This is a genomic window from Methyloversatilis sp. XJ19-49 (genome assembly GCF_024580145.1).
Taxonomy (GTDB): Bacteria; Pseudomonadota; Gammaproteobacteria; order Burkholderiales; family Rhodocyclaceae; genus Methyloversatilis.
This window is the reverse complement of the sequence record NZ_JANINI010000003.1, coordinates 21,567-48,185: the sequence shown is the minus strand read 5'-3', so window position 1 is coordinate 48,185 and position 26,619 is coordinate 21,567. Positions and strand designations below refer to the sequence as shown.

At 63.5% G+C, this 26,619-nt stretch carries 21 protein-coding genes; 5 read left to right on the top strand and 16 right to left on the bottom strand.

Annotated features, from left to right (window positions below; translation table 11 throughout):
- Window positions 1-6: 6 nt before the first annotated feature.
- Genes NMQ16_RS04695 through NMQ16_RS04675 form a run of 5 tightly spaced genes read left to right on the top strand, consistent with a single transcriptional unit; the run spans window position 7 to window position 6,906 of the window.
- The gene (locus NMQ16_RS04695; protein WP_257079347.1) at window positions 7-864 is read left to right on the top strand and encodes a glycosyltransferase family A protein; all 858 of its coding nucleotides are present in this window, start codon (window positions 7-9) and stop codon (window positions 862-864) included.
- Entirely contained in the window at window positions 861-2,540 is a 1,680-nt protein-coding gene (locus NMQ16_RS04690) for an asparagine synthetase B (RefSeq protein WP_257079346.1), read from the top strand. Before NMQ16_RS04695 ends, NMQ16_RS04690 begins: the two co-directional genes overlap by 4 nt.
- A gap of 33 nt (window positions 2,541-2,573) precedes the next feature.
- Window positions 2,574-3,800, top strand: coding sequence for a glycosyltransferase family 4 protein (locus NMQ16_RS04685; RefSeq protein ID WP_257079345.1), 1,227 nt, complete (start codon window positions 2,574-2,576; stop codon window positions 3,798-3,800).
- Between the two features lie 54 nt (window positions 3,801-3,854).
- Window positions 3,855-5,723, top strand: a complete 1,869-nt coding sequence (locus NMQ16_RS04680) for an asparagine synthetase B (protein WP_257079344.1) — start codon at window positions 3,855-3,857, stop codon at window positions 5,721-5,723.
- Between the two features lie 4 nt (window positions 5,724-5,727).
- The gene (locus NMQ16_RS04675) at window positions 5,728-6,906 is read left to right on the top strand and encodes a glycosyltransferase (protein ID WP_257079343.1); all 1,179 of its coding nucleotides are present in this window, start codon (window positions 5,728-5,730) and stop codon (window positions 6,904-6,906) included.
- An 18-nt stretch (window positions 6,907-6,924) separates the two neighbouring features.
- Here NMQ16_RS04675 and NMQ16_RS04670 read toward each other — a convergent pair whose 3' ends face one another.
- The 16 genes from NMQ16_RS04670 to NMQ16_RS04595 all read right to left on the bottom strand — a co-directional run bounded on the left by NMQ16_RS04670 (window position 6,925) and on the right by NMQ16_RS04595 (window position 26,612).
- Window positions 6,925-8,268: a putative O-glycosylation ligase, exosortase A system-associated gene (locus tag NMQ16_RS04670; RefSeq protein ID WP_257079342.1), complete on the bottom strand. Its 1,344-nt coding sequence runs from the start codon at window positions 8,266-8,268 to the stop codon at window positions 6,925-6,927.
- Between the two features lie 15 nt (window positions 8,269-8,283).
- A complete protein-coding gene (locus NMQ16_RS04665; RefSeq protein ID WP_257079341.1) occupies window positions 8,284-9,636 on the bottom strand; it encodes a phenylacetate--CoA ligase family protein in 1,353 nt (450 codons plus the stop codon).
- Entirely contained in the window at window positions 9,629-10,459 is an 831-nt protein-coding gene (locus tag NMQ16_RS04660) for a sulfotransferase (protein ID WP_257079340.1), read from the bottom strand. The genes NMQ16_RS04665 and NMQ16_RS04660 overlap by 8 nt, the downstream gene beginning before the upstream one ends.
- Window positions 10,452-11,696 carry a glycosyltransferase gene (locus NMQ16_RS04655; protein WP_257079339.1) on the bottom strand — a complete coding sequence of 415 codons (1,245 nt, stop codon included), beginning with the start codon at window positions 11,694-11,696 and terminating at the stop codon, window positions 10,452-10,454. Before NMQ16_RS04655 ends, NMQ16_RS04660 begins: the two co-directional genes overlap by 8 nt.
- Window positions 11,693-12,907, bottom strand: coding sequence for a TIGR04063 family PEP-CTERM/XrtA system glycosyltransferase (locus NMQ16_RS04650; RefSeq protein WP_257079338.1), 1,215 nt, complete (start codon window positions 12,905-12,907; stop codon window positions 11,693-11,695). Before NMQ16_RS04650 ends, NMQ16_RS04655 begins: the two co-directional genes overlap by 4 nt.
- A gap of 5 nt (window positions 12,908-12,912) precedes the next feature.
- A complete protein-coding gene (locus NMQ16_RS04645) occupies window positions 12,913-13,956 on the bottom strand; it encodes an acyltransferase (protein ID WP_257079337.1) in 1,044 nt (347 codons plus the stop codon).
- Window positions 13,953-15,875 (bottom strand): XrtA/PEP-CTERM system amidotransferase, encoded by a 1,923-nt coding sequence (locus NMQ16_RS04640; RefSeq protein ID WP_257079336.1) that lies wholly within the window; start codon window positions 15,873-15,875, stop codon window positions 13,953-13,955. The genes NMQ16_RS04645 and NMQ16_RS04640 overlap by 4 nt, the downstream gene beginning before the upstream one ends.
- A 14-nt stretch (window positions 15,876-15,889) precedes the next feature.
- Window positions 15,890-17,038, bottom strand: a complete 1,149-nt coding sequence (locus NMQ16_RS04635; protein WP_257079335.1) for a TIGR03088 family PEP-CTERM/XrtA system glycosyltransferase — start codon at window positions 17,036-17,038, stop codon at window positions 15,890-15,892.
- Window positions 17,035-18,498: an exosortase A gene (xrtA, locus tag NMQ16_RS04630; protein WP_373566756.1), complete on the bottom strand. Its 1,464-nt coding sequence runs from the start codon at window positions 18,496-18,498 to the stop codon at window positions 17,035-17,037. The genes NMQ16_RS04635 and xrtA overlap by 4 nt, the downstream gene beginning before the upstream one ends.
- A 40-nt stretch (window positions 18,499-18,538) precedes the next feature.
- Window positions 18,539-19,813 (bottom strand): TIGR03087 family PEP-CTERM/XrtA system glycosyltransferase, encoded by a 1,275-nt coding sequence (locus tag NMQ16_RS04625; RefSeq protein WP_257079333.1) that lies wholly within the window; start codon window positions 19,811-19,813, stop codon window positions 18,539-18,541.
- A 13-nt stretch (window positions 19,814-19,826) separates the two neighbouring features.
- Window positions 19,827-20,888 (bottom strand): FemAB family XrtA/PEP-CTERM system-associated protein, encoded by a 1,062-nt coding sequence (locus tag NMQ16_RS04620; protein WP_257079332.1) that lies wholly within the window; start codon window positions 20,886-20,888, stop codon window positions 19,827-19,829.
- On the bottom strand, window positions 20,878-21,723 hold the full coding sequence (locus tag NMQ16_RS04615; RefSeq protein WP_373566755.1) for an XrtA system polysaccharide deacetylase: 846 nt from the start codon (window positions 21,721-21,723) through the stop codon (window positions 20,878-20,880). Before NMQ16_RS04615 ends, NMQ16_RS04620 begins: the two co-directional genes overlap by 11 nt.
- Window positions 21,724-21,733: 10 nt before the next feature.
- Window positions 21,734-22,888 carry a non-hydrolyzing UDP-N-acetylglucosamine 2-epimerase gene (gene wecB, locus NMQ16_RS04610; protein ID WP_257079331.1) on the bottom strand — a complete coding sequence of 385 codons (1,155 nt, stop codon included), beginning with the start codon at window positions 22,886-22,888 and terminating at the stop codon, window positions 21,734-21,736.
- Window positions 22,885-24,000, bottom strand: coding sequence for an XrtA/PEP-CTERM system-associated ATPase (locus NMQ16_RS04605; protein ID WP_257079330.1), 1,116 nt, complete (start codon window positions 23,998-24,000; stop codon window positions 22,885-22,887). Before NMQ16_RS04605 ends, wecB begins: the two co-directional genes overlap by 4 nt.
- Window positions 24,001-24,067: 67 nt before the next feature.
- Complete coding sequence (locus NMQ16_RS04600) at window positions 24,068-25,669, bottom strand: TIGR03016 family PEP-CTERM system-associated outer membrane protein (RefSeq protein WP_257079329.1); 1,602 nt, start codon at window positions 25,667-25,669, stop codon at window positions 24,068-24,070.
- Window positions 25,617-26,612, bottom strand: coding sequence for an XrtA-associated tyrosine autokinase (locus tag NMQ16_RS04595; protein ID WP_257079328.1), 996 nt, complete (start codon window positions 26,610-26,612; stop codon window positions 25,617-25,619). The genes NMQ16_RS04600 and NMQ16_RS04595 overlap by 53 nt, the downstream gene beginning before the upstream one ends.
- Between the last annotated feature and the right edge of the window lie 7 nt (window positions 26,613-26,619).

The following is a 26,619-nucleotide window of genomic DNA, read 5'->3' as shown; positions in this document are numbered from 1 at the left end:
GCCCGGATGAGCACGGTGTTGTCGGTCATCATCCCGGCACACAACGCCGCCCGCTGGATCGCCGCGGCGATCGACAGCGTCCGCACGCAAGCTTTGCCGACGGTGCCCGACATCATCGTCGTGACCGACCGCTGCAGCGACCAGACCGCAGACATCGCGCTCGCAGCCGGTGCCCGCATCATCGAGAGCCGCGCGGCGGGCCCGTCCGCTGCGCGCAATGCGGGCGTGGCGGCCAGCCGCTCGCGCTACATCGCCTTTCTCGACGCTGACGACCTGTGGCCGCCCGACAGCTGCGCAGCCCGGCTCGCCCTGCTCGATGCGACGCCCGATGCCGCCATGGTGTTCGGCGACTGCCGCCAGTTTGACGACCGGGATGGCAGCCAGCACTTCCACGAGCACACGCTTTTCACCCAGGGCGGATGCGATGTGACTTTCTTCGGCGACCCAGCGCGCGTGATCGATGCGCTGGACAAACTGCTCGACGCCGATTTCGTCACCACCGGCACCGTCATCATGCGCCGCGAGGCATTCGATGCACTGGGCGGCTTCGACAGCGCGCTGCAACGGGTCGAGGACCTTGATCTGTGGCTGCGCGCGGCAGCCCGCTTCCCGCTGATCTGGCACGCACAGACCGCGCTGTGGCGCCGCCCCCACGACGACAACCTGTCGCGCGACACGCGTGCCATGCACGAGGCCTACATCGCGGTACTCGCGCGCCTGAAAAACCTGCCGCAGGCGCACCATCTCGCGCAACGCATCCGGATGCTGCAGCAGCGCGAGCACCGGACACTCGCCCGACAGGCCTTCTTCGCGGGACACCCGTTGCGCGCGATGAACCACGTCTGGAAAGGCGTGCGCGCATGACTATCGCCTGCGGTCAATTCAATCCGCGCGCCCGTGACGGCGAGGCGCTCGCACTTTACGGCGACTGGGTCCGGCTGACGTGTGCGCGCGGGCAGGCGGCAATCGCCGGCACGCTGTTCGGAACGCCGGGCGGCGACGGCGACGGTCTGCTTCAGGGCGCGGCAGGGCTGCCGGACGGCCGCTATGCAATGGCCACCTGCGACGCAGTCGATGGTCGCCTCGTACTGGCGCGCGATCCTGCCGGTTCGGTCGGCGTGTACTGGCATCGCGACCGCAACGGCTGCATCCACTTCGCGACGCGCCTTGATCTGCTTGTTGCACGCATGCCGGCGGCACCGGCGCTGTCGCCCGGCGGCCTGCACGAATATCTGCGCTTTCTCGATATCGCAGCGCCGAACACGATATATGACGGCATCCACGCCCTGCCGGCGGGCTGCGCGATTAGCTTCGACGCGCACGGAGAACACGCCGCATCGCCCCCGGCCGCATCCACAGACGTGCCACGCGACTACGGCGCCGCCTGCGATGCGGTCGAGACGAGCCTGAGCGCCGCCATCGCCCGACGGCTCGACGGCTCGCCGGCACCCGGATGCTTTCTGAGTGGCGGCATCGACTCCGCTCTGCTGTGTGCGCTGGCCCGGCACGGCGGTTTTCCCGTCAAGGCCGTCACCGTCGGCTTCGACACGCCTTCGCTCGACGAGTCAGCCACCGCGGCGCAGGTGGCGCGTCACCTCGGTGTCGAACATCACATCGTGCGTCCCGACATCGAGGCGCTGGAGTGCACCTTTCACCGCGCCCACGCACAGGCAGAACAGCCTTACTGCGATCCTGCAGGCATGCCGACCCGGCTCGCCTTCGAAGCCTGCATGCAGCACGCGGACCGGGTGCTCGACGGCACCGGCGCGGAGGCGCTGGCCGGCGAAATGCCGGCGCGGTGGCGCCGCCTGGCGCATGACTGGATCGCCCCCTGGCCGCCGACCCTCAGGCGCGCTGGCGCTTCGCTGCTGCATACCCTGCCCGGCCTCGGCGGCTACGCGCGCATGTTCGATTTCGATGCACCGCAGGATCTGTTCATCCGCTGGCAGGGCTTCACGCCGAACGACATCGAACGTCTGACCGGCCGAGCACCGGATCTGTCCGTGACGAACTTCCATCGCCAGTACGAGGCGCTGCGCGATGCATCGCACCTGAGGCGTCAGTCGGTACTGCAGGGTCTGGCCCTGCCGGATGACCGCCTGCAGCAGGCAGCGCTGGCAACCGGACTGCGCGTCGAACAGCCGTTCGGCGACCCGGCGGTCGCCGCCCTGCTGCGGGCATTGCCAGCGGACTGGTGCTGGCGCCCCGACCGTCCGAAGCGACTGTTGCGCGACTTGCTTGCGCGGCATGTGCCGGAGGACATCTGGAACACGCCAAAACGCGGTTTCAACATCGATCTGATCCGCGTGCTGCGCCACCGAGACTGCCGCCTCGTGCGCCGCTATCTGGGCGATGCGGCGGACCTTGCAGGCCTGCCGCTGGATGCCATCGAAGTCGCACGCTGGCGCGACCGTTTTCTGGCCGGCGACGACGCTGCCGCGCACCGCGTCTGGGCGTTGCTGAATCTCTCCGCCTGGCTCGCACAGCGCGCCAGTGCGGCATCTGCCCTCGCCGGTGACACATTGCCTCGGCTACAGTAGCGCCCATTCAGCCTTTGCCCGCATCCGGCACGCATGAGCCTGCACCGCGCACACAGTACCCTTCATCGGCAGGACGGCACAGCCGCACCGGCCGATGCCTCGCCGAGCTTGCGCATACTGATGTACTCGACCTATTTCCCGCCCGAGTTCAGCGGTGCCGCACAGCAGGCCCTGATGCTCGCCCGCCAGTTGCGCCGGCTCGGACATCATGTCGAGTTCGTCACGGTGCGCTGGCGTGACCTGCCTGAAGACGATGTCGTCGACGGTTTTCCGGTCAAGCGCCTGTACGCCGGCCGGCGCCGCAAGCATCGCGAACTGCGACTGTGGTTCAACCTGTGCGCGTATGTCTGGAAACGCCGTCGCGACTTCGATCTGCTGCACAGCCACGGCGCCTATTACACCAATTCCATCGTCGGTCCGCTGGCCCGCGCTGCAGGTCTGAAATCCATCGTCAAGGCCAGTCTGGCGAACGATGACCTGTACAGCATCGGACGCACGGTGTCGGGGCGCCTGCACCTCGCGCTGCTGCGCCGGGTCGATGCCTGCGTCGCGATCAGCCGCGACCTGGTGCGCGAGTTCAGCGATTGCGGCGTGCCGTCGCAACGTATCCACTATCTGCCCAACGGGGTCGACACGGCGTTGTTTCATCCGGTCGACGCGGCGGAGCGCCAGCGCGCCCGCGCGCGGCTCGATCTGCCGTCGGACCGGCCGCTTGCGCTGTACGCCGGCGTCATGGACGATCGAAAGAACATCGAATGGCTGGCGCGGCAATGGGTGGCGCAGGATGCGTTCGGCACCGATGCACTGCTGCTGGCGATCGGCCCGCAGAGCCGCGAGGATACGAGCGGCGAACTGATCGGGCGACTGCGCGGCCTGCAGACGGAGGCACCGCGGCATTTCTGCCTGCGGGCACACGCGACGGATATCGAAGACTACCTGCGCGCGGCCGATGTGCTGGTGCTGCCGTCGCATCGTGAAGGGTTGCCGAATGTCGTGCTGGAGGCGATGGCCAGCGGTCTGCCCTGCGTCGCGGCCGATGTCAGCGGCACGCGCGACCTCGTGCAGGACGGCCGCACGGGCTACACCTACCAGCCCGACGACGCGACTGCCCTGGCCAGTGCCGTCATCGGCGCCCTGTCACCCGGGGGTCGCGATCTGGGTCGCAATGGCCGTCGCATCGCGGAAGACAGTTTTTCGCTTGAATCGGTTGCACATGATTACAGCCGACTCTATACCGATTTGCTGGCGGCAAAAGAATGAAGACGCACCTCGACGATTCGATCGGGCGCTGCGTCCGCAACGAAAGGGATGACGATGAGCAAGATATGCGGCTGGCTTGAAGGTGCCCGACCGCCACCGGCGAAGGTGGACGACCCGGTATCCGGCGTGCAACGCATGGCGCAGCGGCTCGGCGGTCTGTCCAGCTCGAGCGTTCAGTATCGATTGAACGCCGGTGCGGCGGTCGCGGTGCGCGCCCATCCCGGCGCCATCGAAGTGTGCAAGGACGGCGCGCTGCTGATCGCGCTGGCCGGGCGCCCGGCATGGTCCGATGCCGACCTGCAGGCGCGTGCAGCGCATACCGGCATGGCGCAGTCGGTGCTGCACGCCTGGCGCGAACGCGGTCCGGCCCTGCTCGGCGCCCTGCACGGTTCGTTCTCGCTCTCCGTGCTCGACAGCGATCGCGAAGAGGGCCTGCTCGCCATCGACCGGGTTGGCACGCACACGCTTTGCTATGCACAGCGTGGTTCGACACTGGTGTTCGGCGCCAATGCCGACGCCGTGACCGCACATCCGGCTGTGCGGCCGGACATCGATCCGCAGGCTCTCTACGATTACATCTACAGCCACATGGTGCCGGCGCCGGCCACCATCTACCGTGACGTGTTCAAGCTGCTGCCGGCACAGTATGTCCATCTGCGCGCGGGCGAGATCAAGACCGGTTTCTACTGGACGATGCCGTACGCGGACGACACGCCGGACGATTACGCCCGTTATGCGGCGGAGTTCCGCGAACTGCTCGAAAGTTCGGTGCGCGATGCCGGCACCGGCGACCCTGTCGGTGCCTTCCTCAGCGGCGGCACCGACAGTTCCACCGTGGCCGGCATGATGGCGCGCGTGGCCGGCCGCGGCCCGGACACCTACTCGATCGGTTTCGATGCGGACGGCTTCGACGAAATGGAATTCGCGCGCATTGCGGCAGGACATTTCGGTTGTCGCACGCACGAGTACTACGTGACGCCGTCGGATGTGGCCACTGCGATTCCGAAGATCGCAGCCCTTTACGACGAGCCCTTCGGCAACGCATCGGCAGTGCCGACCTATTTCTGCGCGCAGATGGCGCGTGCCGACGGACGGTCGCTGATGCTGGCCGGAGACGGCGGCGACGAAATCTTCGGCGGCAATGCGCGCTACGCGGATCAGGAAGTCTTCGAACGTTATGGCAGTGTGCCGGCGCCGCTGCGCGCACTGCTCAACGGCAGTGTCGGTCGCCTGCCGGATGCGCTGGCGGTGGGTGTGCTGCGCAAGGCCCGCAATTACGTCACGCGGGCGAGCATTCCGCTGCCCGACCGCATGGAGGTGTTCAACCATGTCGAGCGCGAAGGGGCCGCAGCGATTCTGCCGGCAGGCCTGCTGCGCGGCATCGATACCGCACGGCCGCTGAAGTTTGCGCGCGAGGTGTATGGCCGGACGCAGTCGCAGGCCATGGTCAACCGCATGATGCATCTGGACCTCAAGCAGACGCTGGCAGACAGCGACCTGCGCAAGGTATCCGGCATGTGCGAACTGGCCGACATCGAAGTGCACTACCCGCTGCTCGACGAGCGCCTGATGGCATTTTCGGCGAAGTTGCCGGCCGACTACAAGGTGCGCAACGGCCAGTTGCGCTGGTTCTTCAAGGACGCACTGAAGGATTTCCTGCCCCAGGCCACGATCACCAAGTCCAAGCACGGCTTCGGCCTGCCCTTCGGGCTGTGGATGCAGCAGGACCCGCAGCTGGGTCGCATGGCGGCGCAGTCGCTGGATGCGCTGGCGCAGCGCGGCATCGTGCAGCCGGCCTTCGTCGGTCATCTGCTGGAGCGCCATCGCAGCGAACACGCGTCCTACTATGGCGTGATGATATGGGTGCTGATGATGCTCGAACAGTGGCTCGACGCGCACCCCGACGCCCGGCTGGATACCTGACGCCATGAATGCGAACGCAACCCGACCGGACGCGCGCTATCTGGTGCTCACCGAACTGTTCCAGCCGACCAAGGGCGGAACGGCGGTGTGGTTCGACGAGGTCTATCGCCGCATGGGCGGCGCCGGTACGCACATCCTGACCGCCGACGTCGCCGGCGCTGCTGAGCACGACACTGCAAGTCCGAACACTGTGCACCGCCTCGGCCTGAAGCGTTATTCGTGGATCCGGCCCGAATCGCTGCCGGTCTATGCAGAGTTCTTCTTCAAGACCCTGTCGGTCGGCTGGCGGCATCCGGTCACCCAGATCCACGCCGGACGCGTGCTGCCCGAAGGCCTGGTGGCGGTGCGCGCAGGCCGTCTGCTGCGCCTGCCGGTCGTCATCTACGCGCACGGCGAGGAAATCACGACCTGGCGGCAGCCCCGACGGGTCAAGGCGATGACCGAAGCGTATTGCGCGGCGCAGCTGGTGATCGCCAACAGCGACTTCACGCGCGATCTGCTGCTCGGCATGGGCGTGCGACCGGAACGCGTGGTCATCATCAATCCCGGTGTGGACACCGAACGCTTCCGGCCCGGCCTCGACGGCTCGGCACTGCGCGCGTCGCTCGGACTCGAACCGTCGGCCAAGCTCATCCTGTCGGTCGGCCGGCTGTCACGTCGCAAGGGATTCGATTACGTGATGCAGTCATTGCCCGAACTCGTCGACCGTGGCCTGGATGTACATCACGCGGTCATCGGCAAGGGGGAAGACAAAGACTATCTCGAACAGATTCGCGCCGAATCTCCGATGCCGGAACGCATCCACCTGCTGGGCGGGATCAGCGCCGAAGATCTGCCGCTGTGGTACGCGGCGAGCGATCTGTTCGCCATGCCCAATCGCGACATCGGTGCCGACACGGAAGGTTTCGGCATGGTGTACATCGAGGCGGCGGCATGCGGACGTGCATCACTTGCCGGCATGGCTGGCGGCACCGGATCGGCGGTGCTTGACGGCGAAACCGGTCTGCGCTGCGATGGCAACTCCCTGCCGGCCGTCACTGATGCACTGTTCCAGCTGCTCAATCCTGCGAATGGCGTCGCAGCCGAATGCGCCAGGCGCGCCGAACTGCGCGCGCATCGCGATTTCTCGTGGTCGGCCGTGGCCGAGCGCACGACGAGCATTTGCAGCACGCTGAGCCGCTGAGCCAGCTGCTCGTTGTCGTCAGGCGACCGGCTTGCCGGCCGGCTTCTGCCAAGGCAGACGGAACGGCAGCCTCCCGCCCGGAAGCAGTCCCTCCGGACGGGCGAGTGCCCACTGTTCGTCGGGCAGATCCGCCAAACGACGCTTCACCAGCCATTGCGAGGTGATCACGATGACGATCAGCGTGTAGTAATAGTCGAAATAGGCCAGGCCCAGGAACAGCCCTGCCGTTGCGTACGCGACAAGACTGACCTGCACCATGCGCATCATGTCGGATACCCATTTGATGTCGGGAATCTTCCGGGCGCGACGGGCGGTCCATCCAGCGCTCAGCCAGGTACCCAGACCAAGCATCACGAATATCGCCAGGCCGACGAAGCCATGCTCTCCAAGCACTTCGAAGATGACGCTATGAACTTCGCGGACGTTGGTCGGATCGGGCGCATAGAGCGCAAATGTAGGCGATTGCCAGCAATCAAACCCTCCGCCGAACGGACGGTCCTGCGCCATGTTCCAGCTGGTCCACCAGGCATTGACCCGCCCCTGCGCCGACTTGTCTTCCTCATGGGTTTCGATGGTGCTCATCCGCGCGTACCACGATTCCGGCATGAAGTTCGCGATGGCATAACCGGTCAGGCCGACCAGGATGGCAGTAATGATCTTGTTCCGGCTGTTGATCCAGACGAAGATCGTCATCGCCGCCATGCCCAGCAGCGCTCCACGCGACTGTGTGCCGATGGCAGCGAATGCGGTCAGCACGACCCAGGTCGTCATGAAGAGCTTCAAAAGCGGGTTGGCCACGCGCGAACGCATGAAATAGAGAAGCGGAACCGTCATCGCCAGCGCCAGTCCGATTTCGTTGTTGCCACCGATGAAGGTGCCTGGCGGTCCCTGCACCCTGAATACACCGCCGCGCAGCAACGTGAAGATGCCGCCCTTGAAACCGTAGAAGCCGATCGATGCCGCAGACACCCAGAGCAGCGCCTCAATGCGATTGAAGCTGCGCATCACCACCAGGGCGACGAAAATCATCAGCTGGATCTTCAGCACCTTCTCGAGCTGGTTCTGGGCCAGCGTCGGATACATCGCGGATATCGTCGTGATGCACATCCACAGAATGAGCAGCAGCAGCAATACAGTTTCACGCGTCCAGATTATCTTCTTGATTTCCTTTGAAAAAAGAAGAGCGACCAGTGTGGTCAGCGCGACGATCATCGCAAATGGAAAGCTCAGCGAAAAGCCGTAGGCAAGTCTGTGCGGATTCATCAGGCTGAGCCAGGTGTAGACAAGAATGCCTATCCACGGGTGGCGCAGAATGAAGGGCAGCATGCCGAAAACGGCAAGCGAAACGGCGATGTCACGCATGTCGGTAGGCGCCGCTCACACGCTGACCCGGCTCACGACGTAGCGGAACTTGCCCGATCCTTCGGCCTCGATCTTCGCCACATGTTCGACCTCGATCTCGACCGACGCCCCGAGCCGCGCCTTCATGCCGTCGCGGATGCGTGCATCGCCATCCGCCGGAAAATCCGCTTCGCTGACCACCTTCACGCGGGTCAGGTCCAGACTTTCCTGTTCGATGCGAAAGCCTGCCACGCCCGGCATGTCGCGCACGATGTAGATCAGCGCCAGCCCGTGCATCACCGTGCCGTCCTTTGCGACGATGAAGTCGGTGCTGCGCCCCTGGACTTCGCTGAGCACCGGCAGGGTGCGTCCGCAAGTACAGGGCTGCGCGCCAAGCACGCCGACGTCGCCAGTGCGATAACGCACGAAGGGAAATTCGCCCGTCGCCAGGTGCGTGACGACGATTTCGCCGGATTCGCCGAGCGGCAGCACTCGACCTTCGCGATCGATGATCTCGAGCACGATGTCTTCGGCCGTGATGTGCATGGCGCCGGCCGGGCACTGGTGTGCAATGAAACCCGCATCGCGACCGCCGTAACCGTTGGCCACCGGACAACCGAAGGTCTGTTCGATCAGTTCGCGCTGATGGTCGTACAGCCGCTCCGAGGTGACGAAGACGACCTTGATCCCGACATCGTCGAGCGATCGACCGGTGCGCCGCGCATACGCAGCGATGTGCGCAAACGCTGACGGATAGCCGAAAAGCATGCGCGGGCGAGCCTTGCGGATATGGTCGATGAACTGCCCGACCTTTGCGTCCGACATTTCGAACGCCGGCAACAAGCTGGTCCGCATCAGGGCGTCGCGCATCCGGCGCACGCGATCCTGCGCGCCGAGCTCGATCGGACTTCCCCACAACACAACTTCCGGATCGCCGATGTCGACGCCCCACCAGCGCGTCGCCCGCCACTTCGCGGCCACGTCGCGGCTGACGCGCTCGCGACCGATGTAGAAGATGAGCGGAACACCACTCGAGCCGCCGGTATTGAACCGGGCCAGCCCGCGCGCATTGTCCGCCTTCAGCGCGTCGGTATTCGCGCGGATGAGCGATTTGTCCAGGAAGGGAAGTTTCTGCAGATCATCCAGCGAAGTCACTGCGGTGGGGTCGAAGCCGATGCCGGCAAACAGCGCTCGGTAATAAGGGACATGCGCGCCAGCCTGCACGAGCAGCGCGCGGAGGCGATCCGTACGCAGCTGCTGCAATCGCTCGTGCGGCCACCACTGCGACGCCTCCAGCGCCTGCCGGTCGGCCACGGTCGTGTGCTTCTTCAGCCTTTCCTGCAACGGAAAAACGACGTGCGACACCAGGCTGGTACGAAGATCAGCCATGCGCATTCCTCACTGCGGAAAAGCGCTGCATCAGGTCATCACACAATCGTGCCACCTCGTCGGCGACGGGTGGCGGGTTCTTCTTGCTGATCGAACTGGCGAACACCTTGCTCGTGATGAAAGGCGAAAAGGGCAGACCGAGAAAATCGAATACCTGTTCGCATTCCTTGGCGGGCTGGGTCACCAGCGCCTCATAGGACAGAAGCTTGACTCGCGGATCACGATCCAGCGCCATCTGGAAATACAGCAGATTGCGGAAGTACCAGATCAACGCGCCAGCAGTCGCTTCATTCATGTCGGCGTGCCAGAGTTCGCGCACGAGGCGCTTCGTTTCGTCGGACATGCCGCCGGCAAACCATTCGCCGTCGGCCTGGCCCTTGGCAACCCGCTCGACCTGCTGCGTGAAGCGGCTGAAGGACACCAGTGCCGAGTTCACCGCATCGCGATACTCGCGGACGATCCACAAGCCCTTCGATGGCGTGAACTCATCCATCAGCGCAGGCAAGCGATCGAGCTCGCACAGGCACTTGATGACGAAATGAGGCGCGCGCGACTGATTGATCAGCGAGCGGATCACATCCGGATCACGCATGATGTAGTTGTCGAATGCGCGCGGATCTCGCTCGTGGAAGACATCCGTCTGCATGCTGCGCTCGATCAGATCCATCAGCATGTTGGTACCGGAGCGCTGCATACCACCCACAAAAACGTGCCGGCGTGGCTGTGCCTCGCGCGGCGCGCGATGCGCCAGCCATTTTCGGGCGAGCAGCGTACGATATTCGATCTGTTCGCACGCATTTTTCCAGTAGGACGCTTCAGCCAACTCCGATGTCTCCCTGTGTGCCACGCGCATTCCGATCGGCGAACAACTCGCGGAACGCTGCAACCAGCGTCGCGACGCGTCCGTCCCATTCGTTCTCCTTCGCGTAGGCAAGAATGCGGTCACGGTCCCAGTCGCGCGCCAGCGCCTGTCTCAACGCTTCCTGCAGCGCCGGCCCGTCATCAAAGGGAACGATCGCACCCAGATCGTCGCGACATACCACCTCGCGGTTGCCGCCGACATCGGTGGCAACAACCGGCAGGCGGCAGGCCATGGCTTCCAGAAACACATTGGCCCACCCTTCGTTGCGGGTCGCCAGCACGAATACATCGGCCGCCGACAAGGGTTGCTTGAGCGCTTCCGGCGGCAGCGTGCCCAGAAAGCGCACACACTCCGCCAGACCCAGATCGGCAACTTGCGCCTTCAGGCGCGGCCCCCAGTCGCCTTCGGCGCTGGCACCACCAACGATCAGGTACAGCAGACCCGGAAACTCGCGCCGCAGCGCCGGCAACTGTTCGATCACCCGATGAAAGCCCTTGCGTTCGGTCAGGCCGCCGACGCTGATCAGTACCTTTGCATCGTCCGGAATCGACAGTTCGCGTCGCGCGGAGGCCTTGTCGATCGGAAAGAACTTTCCGGTATCGACGCCGTTGCCCACCACCTGCAGTTTCGCCCGGTCGACGCCGAGACCGGCCGCAATTTCGATCAGGGACGCGGACACCGAAAACACGCGGTCGGCGCGATCGAGCGCCTGACGCAATCTGGACGACAGACCGGACGTGCGGGCGTGGCGCGTTTCGGTGCCGCGCAGCGTGATGGTGAAAGGACAATCAAGCCAGCGTGCCAGCAGGCTGGCGGCGTAGCCATCCGGATAGCCGAAATGCGCATCGAGCACATCGAGCCGGCCCTGCTTCTGCAGGCGGCCCAGCGCACGGTAAGCACCGAGCGCCATAAAAAGACCGTCCAGTCGCTTGAACAGGCCGGGTACCGAAAGAAAGCGCGGATGCAGCACGGTCACGCCCTGCTGCACCTCGACTGCCGGTACATCCGGCCGGAAATGCGGACGCAGATATCGCAACAGCGACTGCAGCGGAAACCAGGGTACCGGCGCCACGACCGTCAGTGGCAACTGGCGACCGACCCGGAACATGCGCTCGCGGATGAACACACCGGCCTGCGGCTGCGCACCGTTCGGAAAAAGCGTCGAGAACACGACGAGGTGCGGCAGCGCCTGCGTCATGCAGCCGCCCGGCCGGTGAGCGACGCATAGACGTCGCGGTAGCGTGCGACCGATGCCGCCCAGGTGCGCTCGCTTTCGACGAACTGCCGTCCCGCGGCGCGCAGTTGCGGCCAGCGCTCATGCATGCCGAGCAGCTGCAGCACGCTGCGCGCAAGATCGTCCGCATCGCCTGCACGGAACAGCACGCCGGTCTCGCCGTCACGGATCAGTTCGCGGTGACCGCCCACATCCGACGCCACCAGCAGCCGGCCCTGCGCCATTGCTTCCAGCGGCTTGAGTGGCGTCACCAGTTCGGTCAGGCGCATCGAATGTCGCGGATACACCAGCACATCAACCAGGTTGTAATAACGCTGCACATCGCCGTGCGGCACGCGACCGGTAAAGATCACGTGATCCTGCAGGCCGAGTTCGTGTGCAAGCCGCTTCAGGTTGTCTTCCTGCGGACCGCCACCGGTCAGCAACAGGGCGACATCGGGTGCAGAACGCAGGATGGCCGGCAAGGCGCGCAGCAGCAGGTCCAGCCCTTCATACGCATAGAACGAACCGATGAAGCCGAGCACGCGCTTGCCGGACAGGCCGAGCTGCGCGCGCAGGGCGTCATCGCCGGCGACGCCGAAGGCGAAATTGTCCACGTCGACCGCATTGGGAATCACGGTGATCTTCGATTCGGGTACGCCGCGCGCGACGAGGTCGCGGCGCAGCCCTTCGCAGATGGTCGTCACGGCGTCGACCTTCTGGACGGCGCGGGTTTCCATCATGCGGGTGGAGCGGTAGCGCAGGCTGCCTTCCGTGGTCGTGCCATGGTCGACTGCCGCGTCTTCCCAGAAGGCACGGATTTCGTACACGACCGGAATGCCAAGCCGCCGCCCGACCTGCAGGGCCGGAAAGGCGTTCAGCACCGGTGAGTGCGCATGGAGCACGTCCGGCTTGAGTTCTGTCGCGACTTCCAGCAGGCGCCTTTCAAGGGCGCGCATCTGGGCGCGCTCACGCAACACAGGAATGTTGTCCAGCGGGCCGGGGGTCCACGGCGTGCGATGGAAGGTCAGGCCGTCGACCTCTTCGACCGGCGGCCCCGAGGCGGTGTGCTTGACGCCGGTCACATGGTGCGTGTCCCAGCCCAGTCTGCGCTGTTCGCGCAGGATGGCCGCGGTACGGAAGGTATACCCGCTGTGCAGCGGAATCGAGTGATCGAGCACATGAAGAATACGCATCGCTTTCACGCTCCAACAAGCATCCGGCTGTGTCGTCCGAACAGGTGCTGAGCGAGCCGGATGAACGCCATCGAACCGAGAATCACCACAAACATGGCAACCACGAACATGAAGAGATCCCCCTGCAGAAGCACTTCATGCGAAATCACTGTGCCGGGCGTATCGGACTTGCCGGCAAGCACAAGCCGGGCGGCAGCGATGAAGTAGGCATGTACGAAAAAAATGCCGAAACTGATCTCCGCAAGGTAGTCCAGCTTCGTGCCGAACCGCCCTCCCCAGCGAAAAAGCGCCCACAGTATCAGCGGAATCATGACTGGCTTGAGCACGGTCTGAATCGTGAAACCGAGCGGCACCTCGGCGACGAACAGGGCGTAGAGGACGAGCGCGCACGCGGACAGCGGCAGCAGCGCCCTTTCGGTCAAATCGAGCACGCGCTCGCGATACCGGGCGCACACCATGCCGAAAAGATAGACCGGCAGGAAGTACACGAACATGCTGATCGGTCCGTACTGGCCGCCACGTCCGGACAGTGCCGAGAAGACCAGCAGTGGCAGGATGAGCCAATACAGGCTGCGCGCATGACGGTCCGCCCAGACAAGCAGCGGCGCGACAAGGTAGAACAGAGCCATCAGCGGAATGAACCACATCGGGGCCAGATGTTTGCCGGTCAGCACGAACATGGCGATCTGCTGCCATTTCGGCATGTCGTAGAAGCCGGGCCACAAGCCGCTGCGCTGGGTGACGAACACAAACATCGCGATGGCCGGCAGCGAAAGCAGCAGGTAGGGAAGGATGACATTGAGAAACTTGGTCCACAGGTAGCGCCGGTACTCGAAACGCTGACTCAGGTGCTGGAACAGGAAACCCGAGATGAACATGAAGAAGGTCGAGGACTCATTCGTGAATCCGGCGACGAGTCGCTCGGCCAGATGCGATTTCCATTCGACGACGGGCAGCACGTGCGCACCGACGATGAGAACTATCGCGATCGCTCGGAACTGGTGTATCGGTTGCAGGAATCCGCCGCGAGGTGCCGCTGCAGCGGTCATGCAACCCGCTCCACTGCCGGTCTGCCCTGACGCTCCTGATTTCGCAGGAAAGCGTCGAACATCAGCAGGATCCACAGCGATGCGCTGTAGTCGCTGCGCCCGGATTGATGGGCATCCACCAGATGCTCCAGATACGGGCGGTTGAACCAGCCCGTATCGGCCAGCCGGCTGCCGAGCACCGCGTCGCGCACGCGCTGCTTCAGCGGGCCGCGGAACCAGCGCGCGAGCGGCACCGAAAAGCCCATCTTCGGGCGATACATGATGTCGTGCGGCAGATGCGGCTCAAGCGACTTCTTCAGCAGATACTTGCCTTCCTGTCCGCGGATCTTCAGCGATGCCGGCAGCGTGGCGAGCCATTCCACCAGCGGATGGTCCATCAGCGGTTCGCGCACTTCGAGCGAATGCGCCATGCTTGCGCGGTCGACCTTGGTGTTGATGTCGCCCACGAGATAGGTATTCAGGTCGAGGTACTGGATCAGTGACAGCGGCTCGTCCGAACGATGCCGCGCCGCGTGACGGTGAAACACCTCCACCGCGTTGTAGCCGCCGAGTTCCGCTTTCATGCGAGGGCTGAAGAGCTGTCGGCGCATCGGATCGCGCAGGATGGAAACAGAGTGGAAATAGGCTTCGACGGACGTGCGGGCCAACGATTCGAAGGTGCTCTTGGCGCGGAACACGCGCGGTGCCCAGTCGGCCTTCGGATAAAGCTGGCCGAGCGTGCCGAACAGCGGGCGGCGCAGGCCCAGCGGCAGGCGCGAGCGCAGCTGTTCCTCCATCGTGTGCAGCCGGTAGCGGCGGTAGCCACCGAAGCTTTCATCACCGCCATCGCCCGACAGTGCAACGGTGACGTGCTTGCGCGCCAGCTGGCACACACGATAGGTCGGCAGCGCCGAACTGTCGGCGTATGGCTCGTCATAGAGCCAGGCCAGCGTATCGATGAGATCGAAGTCGTCGGACGCGACCATTTCGACGCGATGATTGGTGTGGTAGCGGTCAGCCACCTGCTGGGCGAATCGGGATTCGTCGAACGCCGGATCGTCGAAAGCGATGGCACAGGTGTTCACGGGCGTGTCCGACGCCTGGGCCATCATCGCAACCACGGCACTCGAATCGACACCACCCGACAGGAACGCACCGAGCGGCACTTCGGAAATCATGCGCAGGCCGACCGACTCGCGCAGGCGGCGGATCAGTTCTTCCTCCGCTTCCACCTCGTCGATGGCAATGACCGAACCGAAATCCACGTCCCAATAGCGACGTGGCGCCGGTGCGACCTCTCCGCGCCGGATGCACAGGCTGTGCGCCGGTTCCAGCTTGAACGCGTGGCGGTAGATGGTACGCGGATCGGCGACATAGCCGAGCGCGAAGTATTCCTCGACGGCATGCGGATCAAGCGCGAGCGACAAACCGCCATGCGCGGTCAGGGCCTTCAGTTCCGATCCGAAGATGAGCTGGCCGTCCGGCAGCAAGGCATAGAAGAGCGGCTTGACGCCGAGTCGGTCGCGGGCGAGGAAAAGCGTACCGGTGTTGCGGTCGAACAGCGCGAACGCGAACATGCCGCGGAAGCGCTGCACGCAGTCTTCGCCCCACTGCTCCCACGCATGCACGATCACTTCGGTGTCGCTGCGTGTGCGGAAGGTATGACCCAGCGCCGTCAGTTCGGGAATGAGCGACTGGAAGTTGTAGATCTCGCCGTTGAACACGACGATGACCGATCCGTCTTCGTTGGCCAGCGGCTGCTGGCCGCTCGCGACGTCGATGATGGACAGGCGGCGATGTCCGAGCCCGACACCGGGCTCGATGTGCAGGTCACCTTCGTCCGGGCCGCGGTGATGCTGCGACTCGTTCATCCGGTGCAGTACGTCACGCGCGATGTCGCGACGGTTGCGCGTGTCGAAAATGCCAACGAAACCGCACATGCAGGAGGATCCGATCAGGTGGTGGATGCGCCAGGACGACCTTGCTTGCCCGACAGCGTGAGATAGGTATTACGGTAAGCCGCAACCATCGCTTCAATGCTAAAGGACGACTCGATTTTCTGCCGTGACGCACTGCCGTGCGCGGCGAGCAGCGCAGGTTCGGCTGCGTAATGTCCGATGATCGAAGACAGGGCGGCAACGTCACCGGGGTCGAACAAGCGACCATTGACCGCATCATCGACCAGTTCCAGCGTGCCGCCGACCCGGGTCGATACGATGGGCAAACCACACGCCATGGCTTCGAGAATCGTGTTCGAAATGCCCTCGCCCAGAGAGGGCAGCACGAAAAGATCGAAGCACTTCATCAGTGCGGGAATATCGCTGCGCTCGCCGGGAAACCACACCTGCGCAGCCCGTCCGGCGTCGTCGACCATGCGCTGGCAGGGCTGGCGAGCAACGCCATCTCCGATGATCACAAGGCGCAAGGCATCACCACCCGGCTGCGCACAGGCACGGATGAAGGCTGACACGAGCGTCGGATAGTCCTTCACGCCCACCATGCGCCCCACACTGCCGATCACGAAGCAGTCCTGCCGGAAGCCTTCCGGCAACAGATCGCGCGATCGGACGGCAGGTGGACTGAAACGCTGCTTGTCGACACCGTTGTAGATCTGCGTCACGCGCGACGCCTCGACGCCGATGGCGTCCACCAGCCAGTTCTGCAGATCGCGGCTGACCGTCAGATATCGGTGCACGAACGGACGGGCGATGCGGCGCAGGCGGTTGTAGCGCACGTTGCTCCCATCGAGGTCGAATACATCGCGACCGTGTTCGCCATGCACACGTATCGGCACCCCGGCCAGCCAGCCGACAAGAACGCCCTCTATCGCAGACAGGTTGCGGGTATGCAGAATGTCCGGGCGCAGTGCGCGCAGCGTACGCCACAGGCGGAAGTAATGCGCCGGATCCTTGCCCGGCTTTTTCTCCACGTCATGGAAGATCACGCGGCCGGGCCGGATGCGCTCGACGAAGTCCGAATGCCCCTGCAGGCACACCACATGGTGTTCGAATTCGCCTTCGGGGAAGTTGTTGAACAGGTTGACCATGCCGTTCTCCAGGCCACCCGTGCCGAAATGATGAACGACATGAACAATACGCGTCACGGCGAAACAGCTTTCTCGAGCCCGGGTTCCAGCAGGGCCGCGAACTCGCGCAGAAGCGCCTGGGACATCGCACGATCCTCAAGTTTCTGTGTGTACAGCACGACCGCGTAACCCGCATCGTCACCGGTCAGCAGCAGATTGCGCGCGAACAGCAGTTTCGCGATGACGCCGTTCGCGGTCGGCGTATCACCCACTACATACCAGTCGTGGATCAGCAGACGCAGCCGCGATGAGCGCAGTTCAGTCTCGCGCAGCGCATGGGGCGTAACCGGAAGGATGCGCTCGCCGACGTTCGACCACACGTCATGCTCCTGCTCGATCATGTAGTTGCCGGAGTTGATCAGTTCGGCGTCCTGACGCTGACGCCCGTACCAGGCCAGATGCACGATGATCACATCGTCATTGCGGCGATACTGCAGGGTGGTCTGCCGGTCCGGATTCTGGAACCGCGGGCGCCAGTCTGTCAGCACAGCCCCCTGATCAAGTATCCAGCCATCGCCAAGCTCGACCGGAAGAACCAATCCGGGCGACAGCGGCAGCGGGCGCTGCGCGAGTTGCGCGACATAGAGCGGCGGCCCCGCCAGCAACACGGCAGCACCGATGCCGACAGCCCCCGTCCGCAGCGCCGATACCGTACGCCACGCGGCCGAACCGGCTTGTGGCGGAACATCTTCGGCTTCTCGTTCCTGCCAGAATGATCCGACCCAGAACAGCAGCAGCATGATGACGCCGAAGAACACCCAGCCGTAGATGATGTGATCGACACCGGTCGCGATCTTCATGTCGGAATAGTGGGCGAGCAGCACGATCATCAGCGCCCGGAAACCGTTGGCGATGATGGGCACGACGAAGGACGCAACGATGAAGGCTGCACGTCTCCAAATCGAGCGATAACTCACGTAGGCGAACAACGCGCCGACGGTAACCGACGAGATCAGATAGCGCAGCCCGCTGCAGGCCTCGACTACCGACCAGCTGCCAGAGGGCAGTTCAAAGAAGGTGCCTTCGCGATAGACCGGGAAGTTCATCAGTTGCAGCGCACTTACGGTGAAATCTGCCGTGAAATTCATCAGCGGCAGCATCAGGTTCTCGCCCATCGGCACGCCGAGGAACAAAAATGCCAGCGGGTAGGCGATCACCCACGCGATGCGCCAGCCCAGCACGGCAATGACCAGCGCCGGGATGGACGCCACGAAGGAAAGCTGACGTACCACCTGAACACCAGAGACTTCCGCAGCCAGCCAGCCAGCCAAACAGAGTGCGAGTACCGCAAGGCCCCAGAGACAGGGCTGCGGCGAGACATTCGAAATCGCCTCCCGCTTGCGCCAGGCCAGCCAGGCGAAGATGGGCACCACCAGAAGGCCGTGTGCGAAGGTTTCGGATCGCCACCAGATCTCCGCCATCGAAATGGCCGTATCCCGGTACAGCGTGAGCAGGACCGCGAGCAGCAGCAGGAACACCGGACCCGCACTGCGCCACGACCCTGCGATTTGACGCGCCTCAGCCACGGGCGCGGAGGATGCCGGGTTCAGCATGGATTTGAATTCCCTTGTCGAGTGATTGCTGGGCCGCCTCGCATGCGGGCGCATCGAGGCACGCGTCCAGGGCACTCAGCGCGCTGTCCCAGCGATAGACCTGTTCGATGCGCGCACGCGCGCTGCTGCCGACCGTGTCTGCATGCGCCGGATCGAACAGCGAAAGTACGGCTTCGGCAAACGAGCAGGCATCCGACGCCACAGCGAAATCAGTGCCCGCTTCGGCGTCGAGACTGCCGGCGCAGGTCGTCGATACGACAACCGGCCGCGCCATGGCCATCGCTTCAAGCACCTTGTTCTGGATGCCACGCGCCACACGCAGCGGCGCCACGGCACAGGCAGCGTGTGCAACCCACGGGCGGACGTCGTCCACCCGCCCGGTCACCGTGACATGACCAAGGCGTTCGAGATCACGCACTTCGGCGGCCGGATTCATGCCGACGATGTAGAAACGCGCCGAAGGCTGCACGGCGAGGATGAGCGGCATCACGTCGGTGGCGAACCAGCTCGCAGCGTCGATATTGGGCCAGTAGTCCATCGCACCGGTGAATACGATCGCTTGCCCCGATGCGGGATACGGGTTGGCACCGACCTGCGACGGGTGGAAGAAATCGACGTCCACGCCATTGGGCACAGCGGTAACGCGTCCTCTCAGCGCCGGGGCAAGCGACTCGAACAAGGCAACCTCGGCCGGCGTCACCAGCAGACTCATGTTCGAAGCATCGACCACCCGCGTCTCGTACTGCAGAAGGGTGCGCGCCTCCCGACGGTAAAGCCAGGACATCGGCCAGCGATGACGTGCTGCGTACTCGGACCACTTCTCCGAGTCGACATCGACCAGATCGACGATTCGCCTCAATTGCGGATGACCATCGAGGTATTGCGCCATGGTCGAACAGAAGACGACCACCTTGCGGATATCGTGTCGCGCAATCGTGTCGTCGACCCAGCGCTGCATCGCCGCCGAGCGATAGTAGGCAACGCTCAGCGATTCGCCGGTCGCCAGCGCACGCAGGGATGCAAGTTTGCGGGTGCGCGGATGGATCTGCTCCGTGTGAAGCTGGGCACAGGTTGTCGCGAGCGTCGTCACATGCGGAAGGTCTGCCTCGTCATCGACGAACGTACCCGCATGAATTTCGTAACGCCGGGCCAGATGCTTCAACAGGTGATACGAGCGGATCTTGTCGCCCTTGTTGGGTGGAAAAGGCAGGCGATGAGCAAGAAAGAGCAGCGCTTCCATGAGGCCGCCCGACTCAGCCGAGATTGCGAACGATGAATGGCCCAAGGACGTTGGCAAAGCTGCGCGGCATGCGGCGCCAGACTTCGATCATCAGCTTGTACTTGGGATTGGACGGGTTGTTGCGCGGCAGGCTGTCCCGCCTGTACAGGCAGTACTCGTAGTGCAGCGGCGCCGGCTCGAAACCCCAGTTTTTCTTGAACGAATAGGATCCGGTGCCCTGCTTGCTGCGGCCGTAGTCGAACACCCGGATGCCGCGCTCGCAGGCGTGGCGCATCAGTTCCCAGTACTTGAAATCGTTCGCGGCCAGATCACGCGCCGCCTCGGCGTCGCCCGCGTAGTAAGGCAGGATTTCGTCGCGGAAGTAGAAGCTCATGACGCTGCTGAGCAAGGCTCCGTCCGGCCCTTCGACCGTCATGACCGAACAGCGCTCGCCGAAGGTGGTGCGCAGCGTGTCGAAGTAGCGACGCGACAGCGCAGGCGTACCGTGACGATGCACGTTGTCCGAATACAGCTCGAAGAAGCGGGCATTGTCGGCATCGAACTTCGCGACCAGACCGTTCTTGATGCCCTTGCGCACCATCGCGCGCTGCTTGCGCGGAATGGCGTTCATGTTCGCCTCGACGTCGGGCGAGATCTCCTTGCGGAAGGTGACGTACAGGTCCTCGGTCGGCCAGTCGGTGTGGCGCGCGGTGACGTTGCGGAATTCGAGGTGGTCGACGCCGAGCGATTGCGCGATGCGCTGCGCTTCGGTTTCGAGCGCCAGTGCAGCGGATTCGTTGTCTGCCGCCACGCCGCCATATACGCCGAACGGCAGCGACACCAGCGAGTGTCCGAACAGCCGGCTCTTGACCTGCGCCAGCGGCACCACGCCGCAGACGCGCCCGGCCTGTTCGGCCAGCAGGTAGTGCGTGCGGTGGCCGAACACGTCGCGCATGATGTCGCGCCACTCGAACAGGTGGAAGAAGCTTGCCGCCGGGCTCGCTTCCACGAATGCGTTCCAGTTCGCGCGGTCCGCATCGGTCGCGGCGCGCACGCTCACGCTGGCAGCTGTCATGAATTCCGCCTCAGGTCGCACGTGCAATCTCCGGAAACACCTCGTCCATCCGGCCCCAGCGGAAATCGCGCATCAGGCGCGCCAGCCGGCCTTCGGTGCGGTCGAGGTTGATGTAGTGACGAAAGCGCGACTTCGCATCGACACCGGCGACACGCGGCTGCGCGGCGTCGATTTCCCACGGGTGGCAATAGAACATGGCCGGTCGGCCGTCGCGCCGGTTCACCTGCTGCAGCAGCCAGCGCGACGCCGCATACGGCAGCAGCCTGAAATAGCCGCCGCCTCCGGCCGGCAGATTGCGGCTTCCGACTCGCACGGTGGTGACCGGCACTTCCATCAGACCGTCGCGCGAGGCGAATGGAAAGCGCGGCGCGTCGGGCATGCCGTAGTGATCATGCTTGACCGGATAGATGCTGGAGCTGTAGCGATAACCCGCTTCGGCCACGCAGTCGAGCGCCCACGGATTTGCGTGGCCGATCGAAAAGCTCGGCGCGCGGTAACCGCGCACTTCGACGCCGGTAATGTCTTCCAGCAGCTTCTTGGCACGCGAAATGTCGTCGAGGAACTCGGCCGGCGACTGGTCGGTGGCACGCAGGTGCGCACTGCCGTGGCTGGCGATTTCGTGCCCGGCGCGGGCGATGCGTTGCACCATCGCCGGGTGGCGCTGCGCAATCCAGCCCAGCGTGAAAAAGGTGGCGCGGTTGCCCGACGCATCGAGCAACGCGAGGATGCGATCCACATTGCGTTCGACGCGGCACTCGATGCGATCCCAGTCCGCGCGGGCAATGTAGGGCGCGAGCGCCGACACCTGGAAGTAATCTTCCACGTCGACGGTGAATGCGTTGCGGATGGCCGTCACGAGGTCCGGCTCACGATGCGGTGCGCGCCTGCAGCCACGCGTGCAGATCGGCGGCGATGCGCGGAGCGGCGGCGCCGTCCCAGTATTCGGGAACGCGTCCGCGTTTGCCGCCGGTGGCGAGCGTGTCATCGAGGCAGCGCACGAACAAGGCTGCGTCCGAACCCACGACGGTATTGGTGCCCTGCTCCGCCGTGATCGGCCGCTCGGTGTTTTCGCGCAGGGTGATGCACGGCACCGAAAGCGCTGTCGTTTCTTCCTGCAGACCGCCGGAGTCGGTGATCATGACCGTCGCCCCATCCATCAGGCCGAGCATTTCCAGATAACCCAACGGCGGCAGCAGTGCGATGCGCGGGTTGTCCAGCAAGGCGCCCAGACCGAACTTTTCGAGATTGCTGCGGGTGCGCGGATGGATGGCGAACACCAGCGGCAGACGCTCGGCGGCCTCGGACAGCATGCCGGCGAGGCGTTTGAGCTGTTCCGGATCGTCAACGTTGCTCGGGCGATGCAGCGTGACGACGCCGTAACGGCCACCGGCAATCAGCGCGGGATCGATGCCATGTTCGGTCAGCGTCGACGCCGGGGGCACCGCCAGCGCACGACTCGACAGCAGCGAGTCGATCATGACGTTGCCGGCAAAATGCACCCAGGATGCATCGACACCTTCGCCCACCAGGTTCGCCAGTGCGCTGCGTTCGGTCGTGTACAGCCGGTCTGAAATGCGGTCGACCAGGATGCGGTTGATCTCTTCCGGCATCGCGCGGTCGCCGCTGCGCAGGCCGGCTTCGACATGCACCACGGCGATGTGCTTCTTCACCGCGACCAGTGCGCACGCCAGCGTGGAATTCACGTCGCCGACGACCAGCACGCACGACGGCTTGATGTCGTCGACCAGCGGTTCGAAGCGCTTCATGATCTCGGCTGTCTGCACGGCGTGCGTGCCGGAACCCACTTCGAGGTTGTGCTGCGGTGTCGGCAGGCGCAGGCCGCTGAACAGGCGCTCGTTCATCGCATGGTCGTAATGCTGGCCGGTATGCACCAGCACCCATGGAATGGCGGGCGAATGTTCGTCGAAGGCGCGCAGGATGGGCGCCATCTTCATGTAGTTGGGGCGGGCACCGACGATGCACAGAACCGGTGCAATGGATACGGCGTGCGCGACAGTCATTCTGCGCCCTTCCCGCTATCGAGCGAACGGTCGGCAAGCTCGCGCAGCATCGAAATGGTCTGTTCGAGCGAACGCTCGATACGCACCAGTCGATCTTCGAGGTAACCGGCCTGCTGCGCATTGACAAAATCCCGCAATCGCTGCGCCGAAGGCGCATCGAGCTTGAATTGCGAAAGATCCATATCGAACAGCTCGGGCGTGCCGATCATGTGGGAGCCACCGAAGGACGCCCGGCCCGACGATGCCAGAGGAACACCCGAATCGCCATGCTTGGCCACGGCAGCCGCTGCGGCCGCATCTCCGGCTTCATCGCGGATCTCGCTGACGACCACCGCCACTTCATCCGGCGAGAACGAGGTGGCGCCGGTCAGGAATCCTGCCAGCATGAGCCGGTCGCACAGCGTATTGATGCGGCGTGGCACCCCGTCGGTGGCCTTGAAGATGGCCTCGTGCGTGCCGGCCAGGAAGGCCGGTGACCCGCGCCAGCCGACATGCTTGAGCCGGTGTTCGATGTAGGCCTCGGTTTCGGCCGGGTCCATCGGTCCGAGGTGATAGGACGCGATCACCCGTTGCCGCAGCTGCTGCATGTCCGGGCTCTGCATGGTTTCCCGGAATTCAGGCTGACCGACCAGAAAGCTCTGCAGCAACGCATGCTCGCCAAGCTGGAAGTTTGACAGCATGCGCAATTCTTCAATGGCGCGCGGCGTCAGATTCTGTGCCTCGTCGACGATCAGCAACGCGCGCTTGCCCGCTGCGGTCAGCGAAAGCAGGAACATTTCGATCGACAACAGCAGGTCGGCCTTCTTCAGTTGCTTGTTAGGCAGGCCGAAAGCGGCCGCAACCAGACGCAAGGTGTCTTCGGCATCAAGATGGGTGCTGACCAACTGCGCCGCCACGACCTTCTTGACATCGAGTTTCTGCAGCAGGCTGCGCACCAGCGTGGTCTTGCCGGCGCCGATTTCACCCGTGATGACGATGAAACCCTCGCTCTGATGCAGTCCGTACTCAAGGTAGGCGAGCGCGCGGCGATGCCCCTTGCTGCCGAAGAAGAAGGATGGGTCAGGATTGAGCTGGAAGGGCTTGCCGGAGAGGCCGTAGAAGGATTCGTACATTAAGCAGGCGAAATGTGGTGGAGCGACCTGTCCGACTGAAGCACTTCACCTGGCACGCCCCGTGCAATCAGTTGAAACGTGTAGTCAAGGTTGCAATGACTGCATTTTCGTCCACATCTCCGCTGATGACTGTGGCACGTGTCATGCGCAAACCTATCGAACCATTCGTGCGGGCGCCGATCGGGGTCGACAACGTCAGATTCAGGACATCCCTGTTGCTGCTCAACCCGGACAGGGAGTTCGATCGACCGTTCGACTGGGTGGATGTGTAGTTGAGGACCAGCGATGACGTTGATCCAACGCGATGCGACAGGGTCGCGTTCCAGCCATGCTGCCGTATCACGCTGGCGAGATCGAAGTCATCTCCCCCCGTGATGCCGCCCGAGCCAATTCCCCTGTCGCTCTCGTTCAGAAAGACACTCAACGACACGAGGCTGCGCGGACCTGTGCGCGTAACGGAAAGCTGCGATCGGGTCTGGAGGAATTCGAGATCCGTAAGGATGGGACTGAGTCCGACGACAAAACGATCGAGTCCTCGACTTACGAGGAACTCGTTCATCAATTGCTCGCGCTGAACGGGGTCCGTGACACTGGCGAAGGGCTCAGTCTGTGAAAGGTTGTCAAAAAGATCGGACACCCCTGTCGGTTCGAGAAGTTGCTGCGCGCGATTTGTCAGCGTGCGCGTATGCGTTGCACTGAAAGCCATCAGCGCCATCCTATGCGTGGCGTTCAGTGACCTCGTCGTGGCAAAGGGTCGCTTGTTGATATCCGCCTTGATGGAGGTACGAGGGGTCGGCGTCCAGACCAGACCCATGCCATAGGTATCCTGATATCCCTGAGCGGAAGGATTGCCCCTGGCGTTGAAAGCATTGCCTTTCTCGAGACCATAGCGCACGGACAGTTGCAGCGAGCTATCCGGGCGGAAGATGAGGGAGCCCGTGATGCGGTCGCGCTTGGTGTTGCCACGATCCGAATCTGTCGACGTCGAACTGACGTCTGCCCGCCAACCAATCTTGGCCGGCGCACTTTCAAGCGCTCCGGTGAACGTCTCGGTGCTGACGCTGCCCAGATTACGGGTCGATTCCGTTCGAGCCGACGAGAAACTGGAGGACCAGGTGGCGATATCGCCCAGCCTCACCTTGCCGCGGAAAGAAGGCGTAATCGAAAAGGTACGGGTGTTGTTGAGCTGGTTCGCCGCGAGTACGTTGTCGGTGGGCACTGCGTTGAAGACCGACCGGTTTCTCTGACTTGAAATGGCACGCACATCAATGAAGAAAAGATCATCGATGACTTCGAAGCGACCATTCACGTTGTAGGCGTGCGACACCCTGGACGAGAAAGTTTCGTCCACATAATGGAAGTAGCGCGGCGTATAGGCAGCCGCCAGGTTGATCCGGGGGCTCACCCGTCGAACGCTGATCCCCGGGTTCACCTCGAACACGGTGTCAGACTTCGGATCTGTCGCAGAGAAGTTGATGTTGTCGGATGCAACCATCCGGGTCGACAACGTGGGCGTCACCCTCCAGTTCTCTGCCAGAGCAACCGGCGCATCCAGGCTGCTCATGGCGACGAGGAGCGCGGCAGCAAAAAAACGCCCCCCGCGGAAGCTCTGCCGACTAATCAACAACCTTCTCGCCCGGCACTCGGTTCCGGTCAGCCTCGTAGCCATAGCCGTATCCGTAATAACCATAGTAGCCATCCGTACGCGCATAGCGCGCCTTATTGAGAACCACCATCTTGACCGGGCAGTTGCGAACTCGTGACAGCGCCTGCTTGAGCGTTGCGTGCGTGGTCCGCCCCGCCTCGACAATAACCACGATCTGACCCATCGATTGAGCAAGAACAGGTGCTTCGGTTGTCACCATCAGCGGCGGAGAATCAAAAATGATGATGCGGTCCGAATAACGATGCGCGAGTTCGACGAGAAGCGCATGCATCGCTCCGCTCGCGAGCAATTCCGTTGCGTTCTTGTGCGGCATGCCCGCCGGCAATATCGTCAGCTTTTCGACATTTGTGCGCAGAAGCACATCTGGCAGGCTGACTTCGTCATCGAGGAGAACATCCATCAAGCCTTTTGCAGGAGGCAATCCAAGCAGGTTGAGCACGGATGGACGGGCCACATCCGCATCCACGAGCAGTACCCGGTTGTCGAGTTCCATCGCAATGCTCATCGCCAGATTGATGGAATTGAAGCTCTTGCCTTCACCAGGGACAGAACTTGTCACCATGATGAGATTGCCGTTATCTACCGGCGCAGCGCCTTTGCCGTGGGCGTTTGCAAGAATTGGCCGCTTGATGACCCGGAACTCTTCTGCAACCTGGGAGCGCGGCGAAGAGGGCACCACCAGACCCATCGAATCCAGCCGATTCAGATCAAGTTCCACCCGACGCGACGTGGCGTCCGGCATCGTGTCGACAGGCCGCAGTTCGCCCGGCGTTTTACCGCCTGGGGCACGTGCAGCCGTGCTGCCTGCGCCTGACCGCTCCGGGGGCTCATGTTCCTCCGGCTTGTTGATCGCCTCTTGCAGATCGATTTCCTCAATGGAACCGATCTCTACGCCTGCTCGCTTCAGCAGCCCCATTCGTGCAACAGCTTGTTCAATGATGCTCATGATTTTT

What these genes read in the sequence shown, in the direction of transcription:
- NMQ16_RS04600 (WP_257079329.1), bottom strand. Translation starts at nt 25,669, where the DNA reads ATGGCTACGAGGCTGACCGGAACCGAGTGCCGGGCGAGAAGGTTGTTG.
- NMQ16_RS04650 (WP_257079338.1), bottom strand. Translation starts at nt 12,907, where the DNA reads ATGCGTATTCTTCATGTGCTCGATCACTCGATTCCGCTGCACAGCGGG.
- NMQ16_RS04690 (WP_257079346.1), top strand. Translation starts at nt 861, where the DNA reads ATGACTATCGCCTGCGGTCAATTCAATCCGCGCGCCCGTGACGGCGAG.
- NMQ16_RS04675 (WP_257079343.1), top strand. Translation starts at nt 5,728, where the DNA reads ATGAATGCGAACGCAACCCGACCGGACGCGCGCTATCTGGTGCTCACC.
- NMQ16_RS04670 (WP_257079342.1), bottom strand. Translation starts at nt 8,268, where the DNA reads ATGCGTGACATCGCCGTTTCGCTTGCCGTTTTCGGCATGCTGCCCTTC.
- NMQ16_RS04595 (WP_257079328.1), bottom strand. Translation starts at nt 26,612, where the DNA reads ATGAGCATCATTGAACAAGCTGTTGCACGAATGGGGCTGCTGAAGCGA.
- NMQ16_RS04645 (WP_257079337.1), bottom strand. Translation starts at nt 13,956, where the DNA reads ATGACCGCTGCAGCGGCACCTCGCGGCGGATTCCTGCAACCGATACAC.
- NMQ16_RS04695 (WP_257079347.1), top strand. Translation starts at nt 7, where the DNA reads ATGAGCACGGTGTTGTCGGTCATCATCCCGGCACACAACGCCGCCCGC.
- NMQ16_RS04640 (WP_257079336.1), bottom strand. Translation starts at nt 15,875, where the DNA reads ATGTGCGGTTTCGTTGGCATTTTCGACACGCGCAACCGTCGCGACATC.
- NMQ16_RS04680 (WP_257079344.1), top strand. Translation starts at nt 3,855, where the DNA reads ATGAGCAAGATATGCGGCTGGCTTGAAGGTGCCCGACCGCCACCGGCG.
- NMQ16_RS04685 (WP_257079345.1), top strand. Translation starts at nt 2,574, where the DNA reads ATGAGCCTGCACCGCGCACACAGTACCCTTCATCGGCAGGACGGCACA.
- NMQ16_RS04625 (WP_257079333.1), bottom strand. Translation starts at nt 19,813, where the DNA reads ATGGAAGCGCTGCTCTTTCTTGCTCATCGCCTGCCTTTTCCACCCAAC.
- NMQ16_RS04665 (WP_257079341.1), bottom strand. Translation starts at nt 9,636, where the DNA reads ATGGCTGATCTTCGTACCAGCCTGGTGTCGCACGTCGTTTTTCCGTTG.
- NMQ16_RS04655 (WP_257079339.1), bottom strand. Translation starts at nt 11,696, where the DNA reads ATGACGCAGGCGCTGCCGCACCTCGTCGTGTTCTCGACGCTTTTTCCG.
- NMQ16_RS04605 (WP_257079330.1), bottom strand. Translation starts at nt 24,000, where the DNA reads ATGTACGAATCCTTCTACGGCCTCTCCGGCAAGCCCTTCCAGCTCAAT.
- wecB (WP_257079331.1), bottom strand. Translation starts at nt 22,888, where the DNA reads ATGACTGTCGCGCACGCCGTATCCATTGCACCGGTTCTGTGCATCGTC.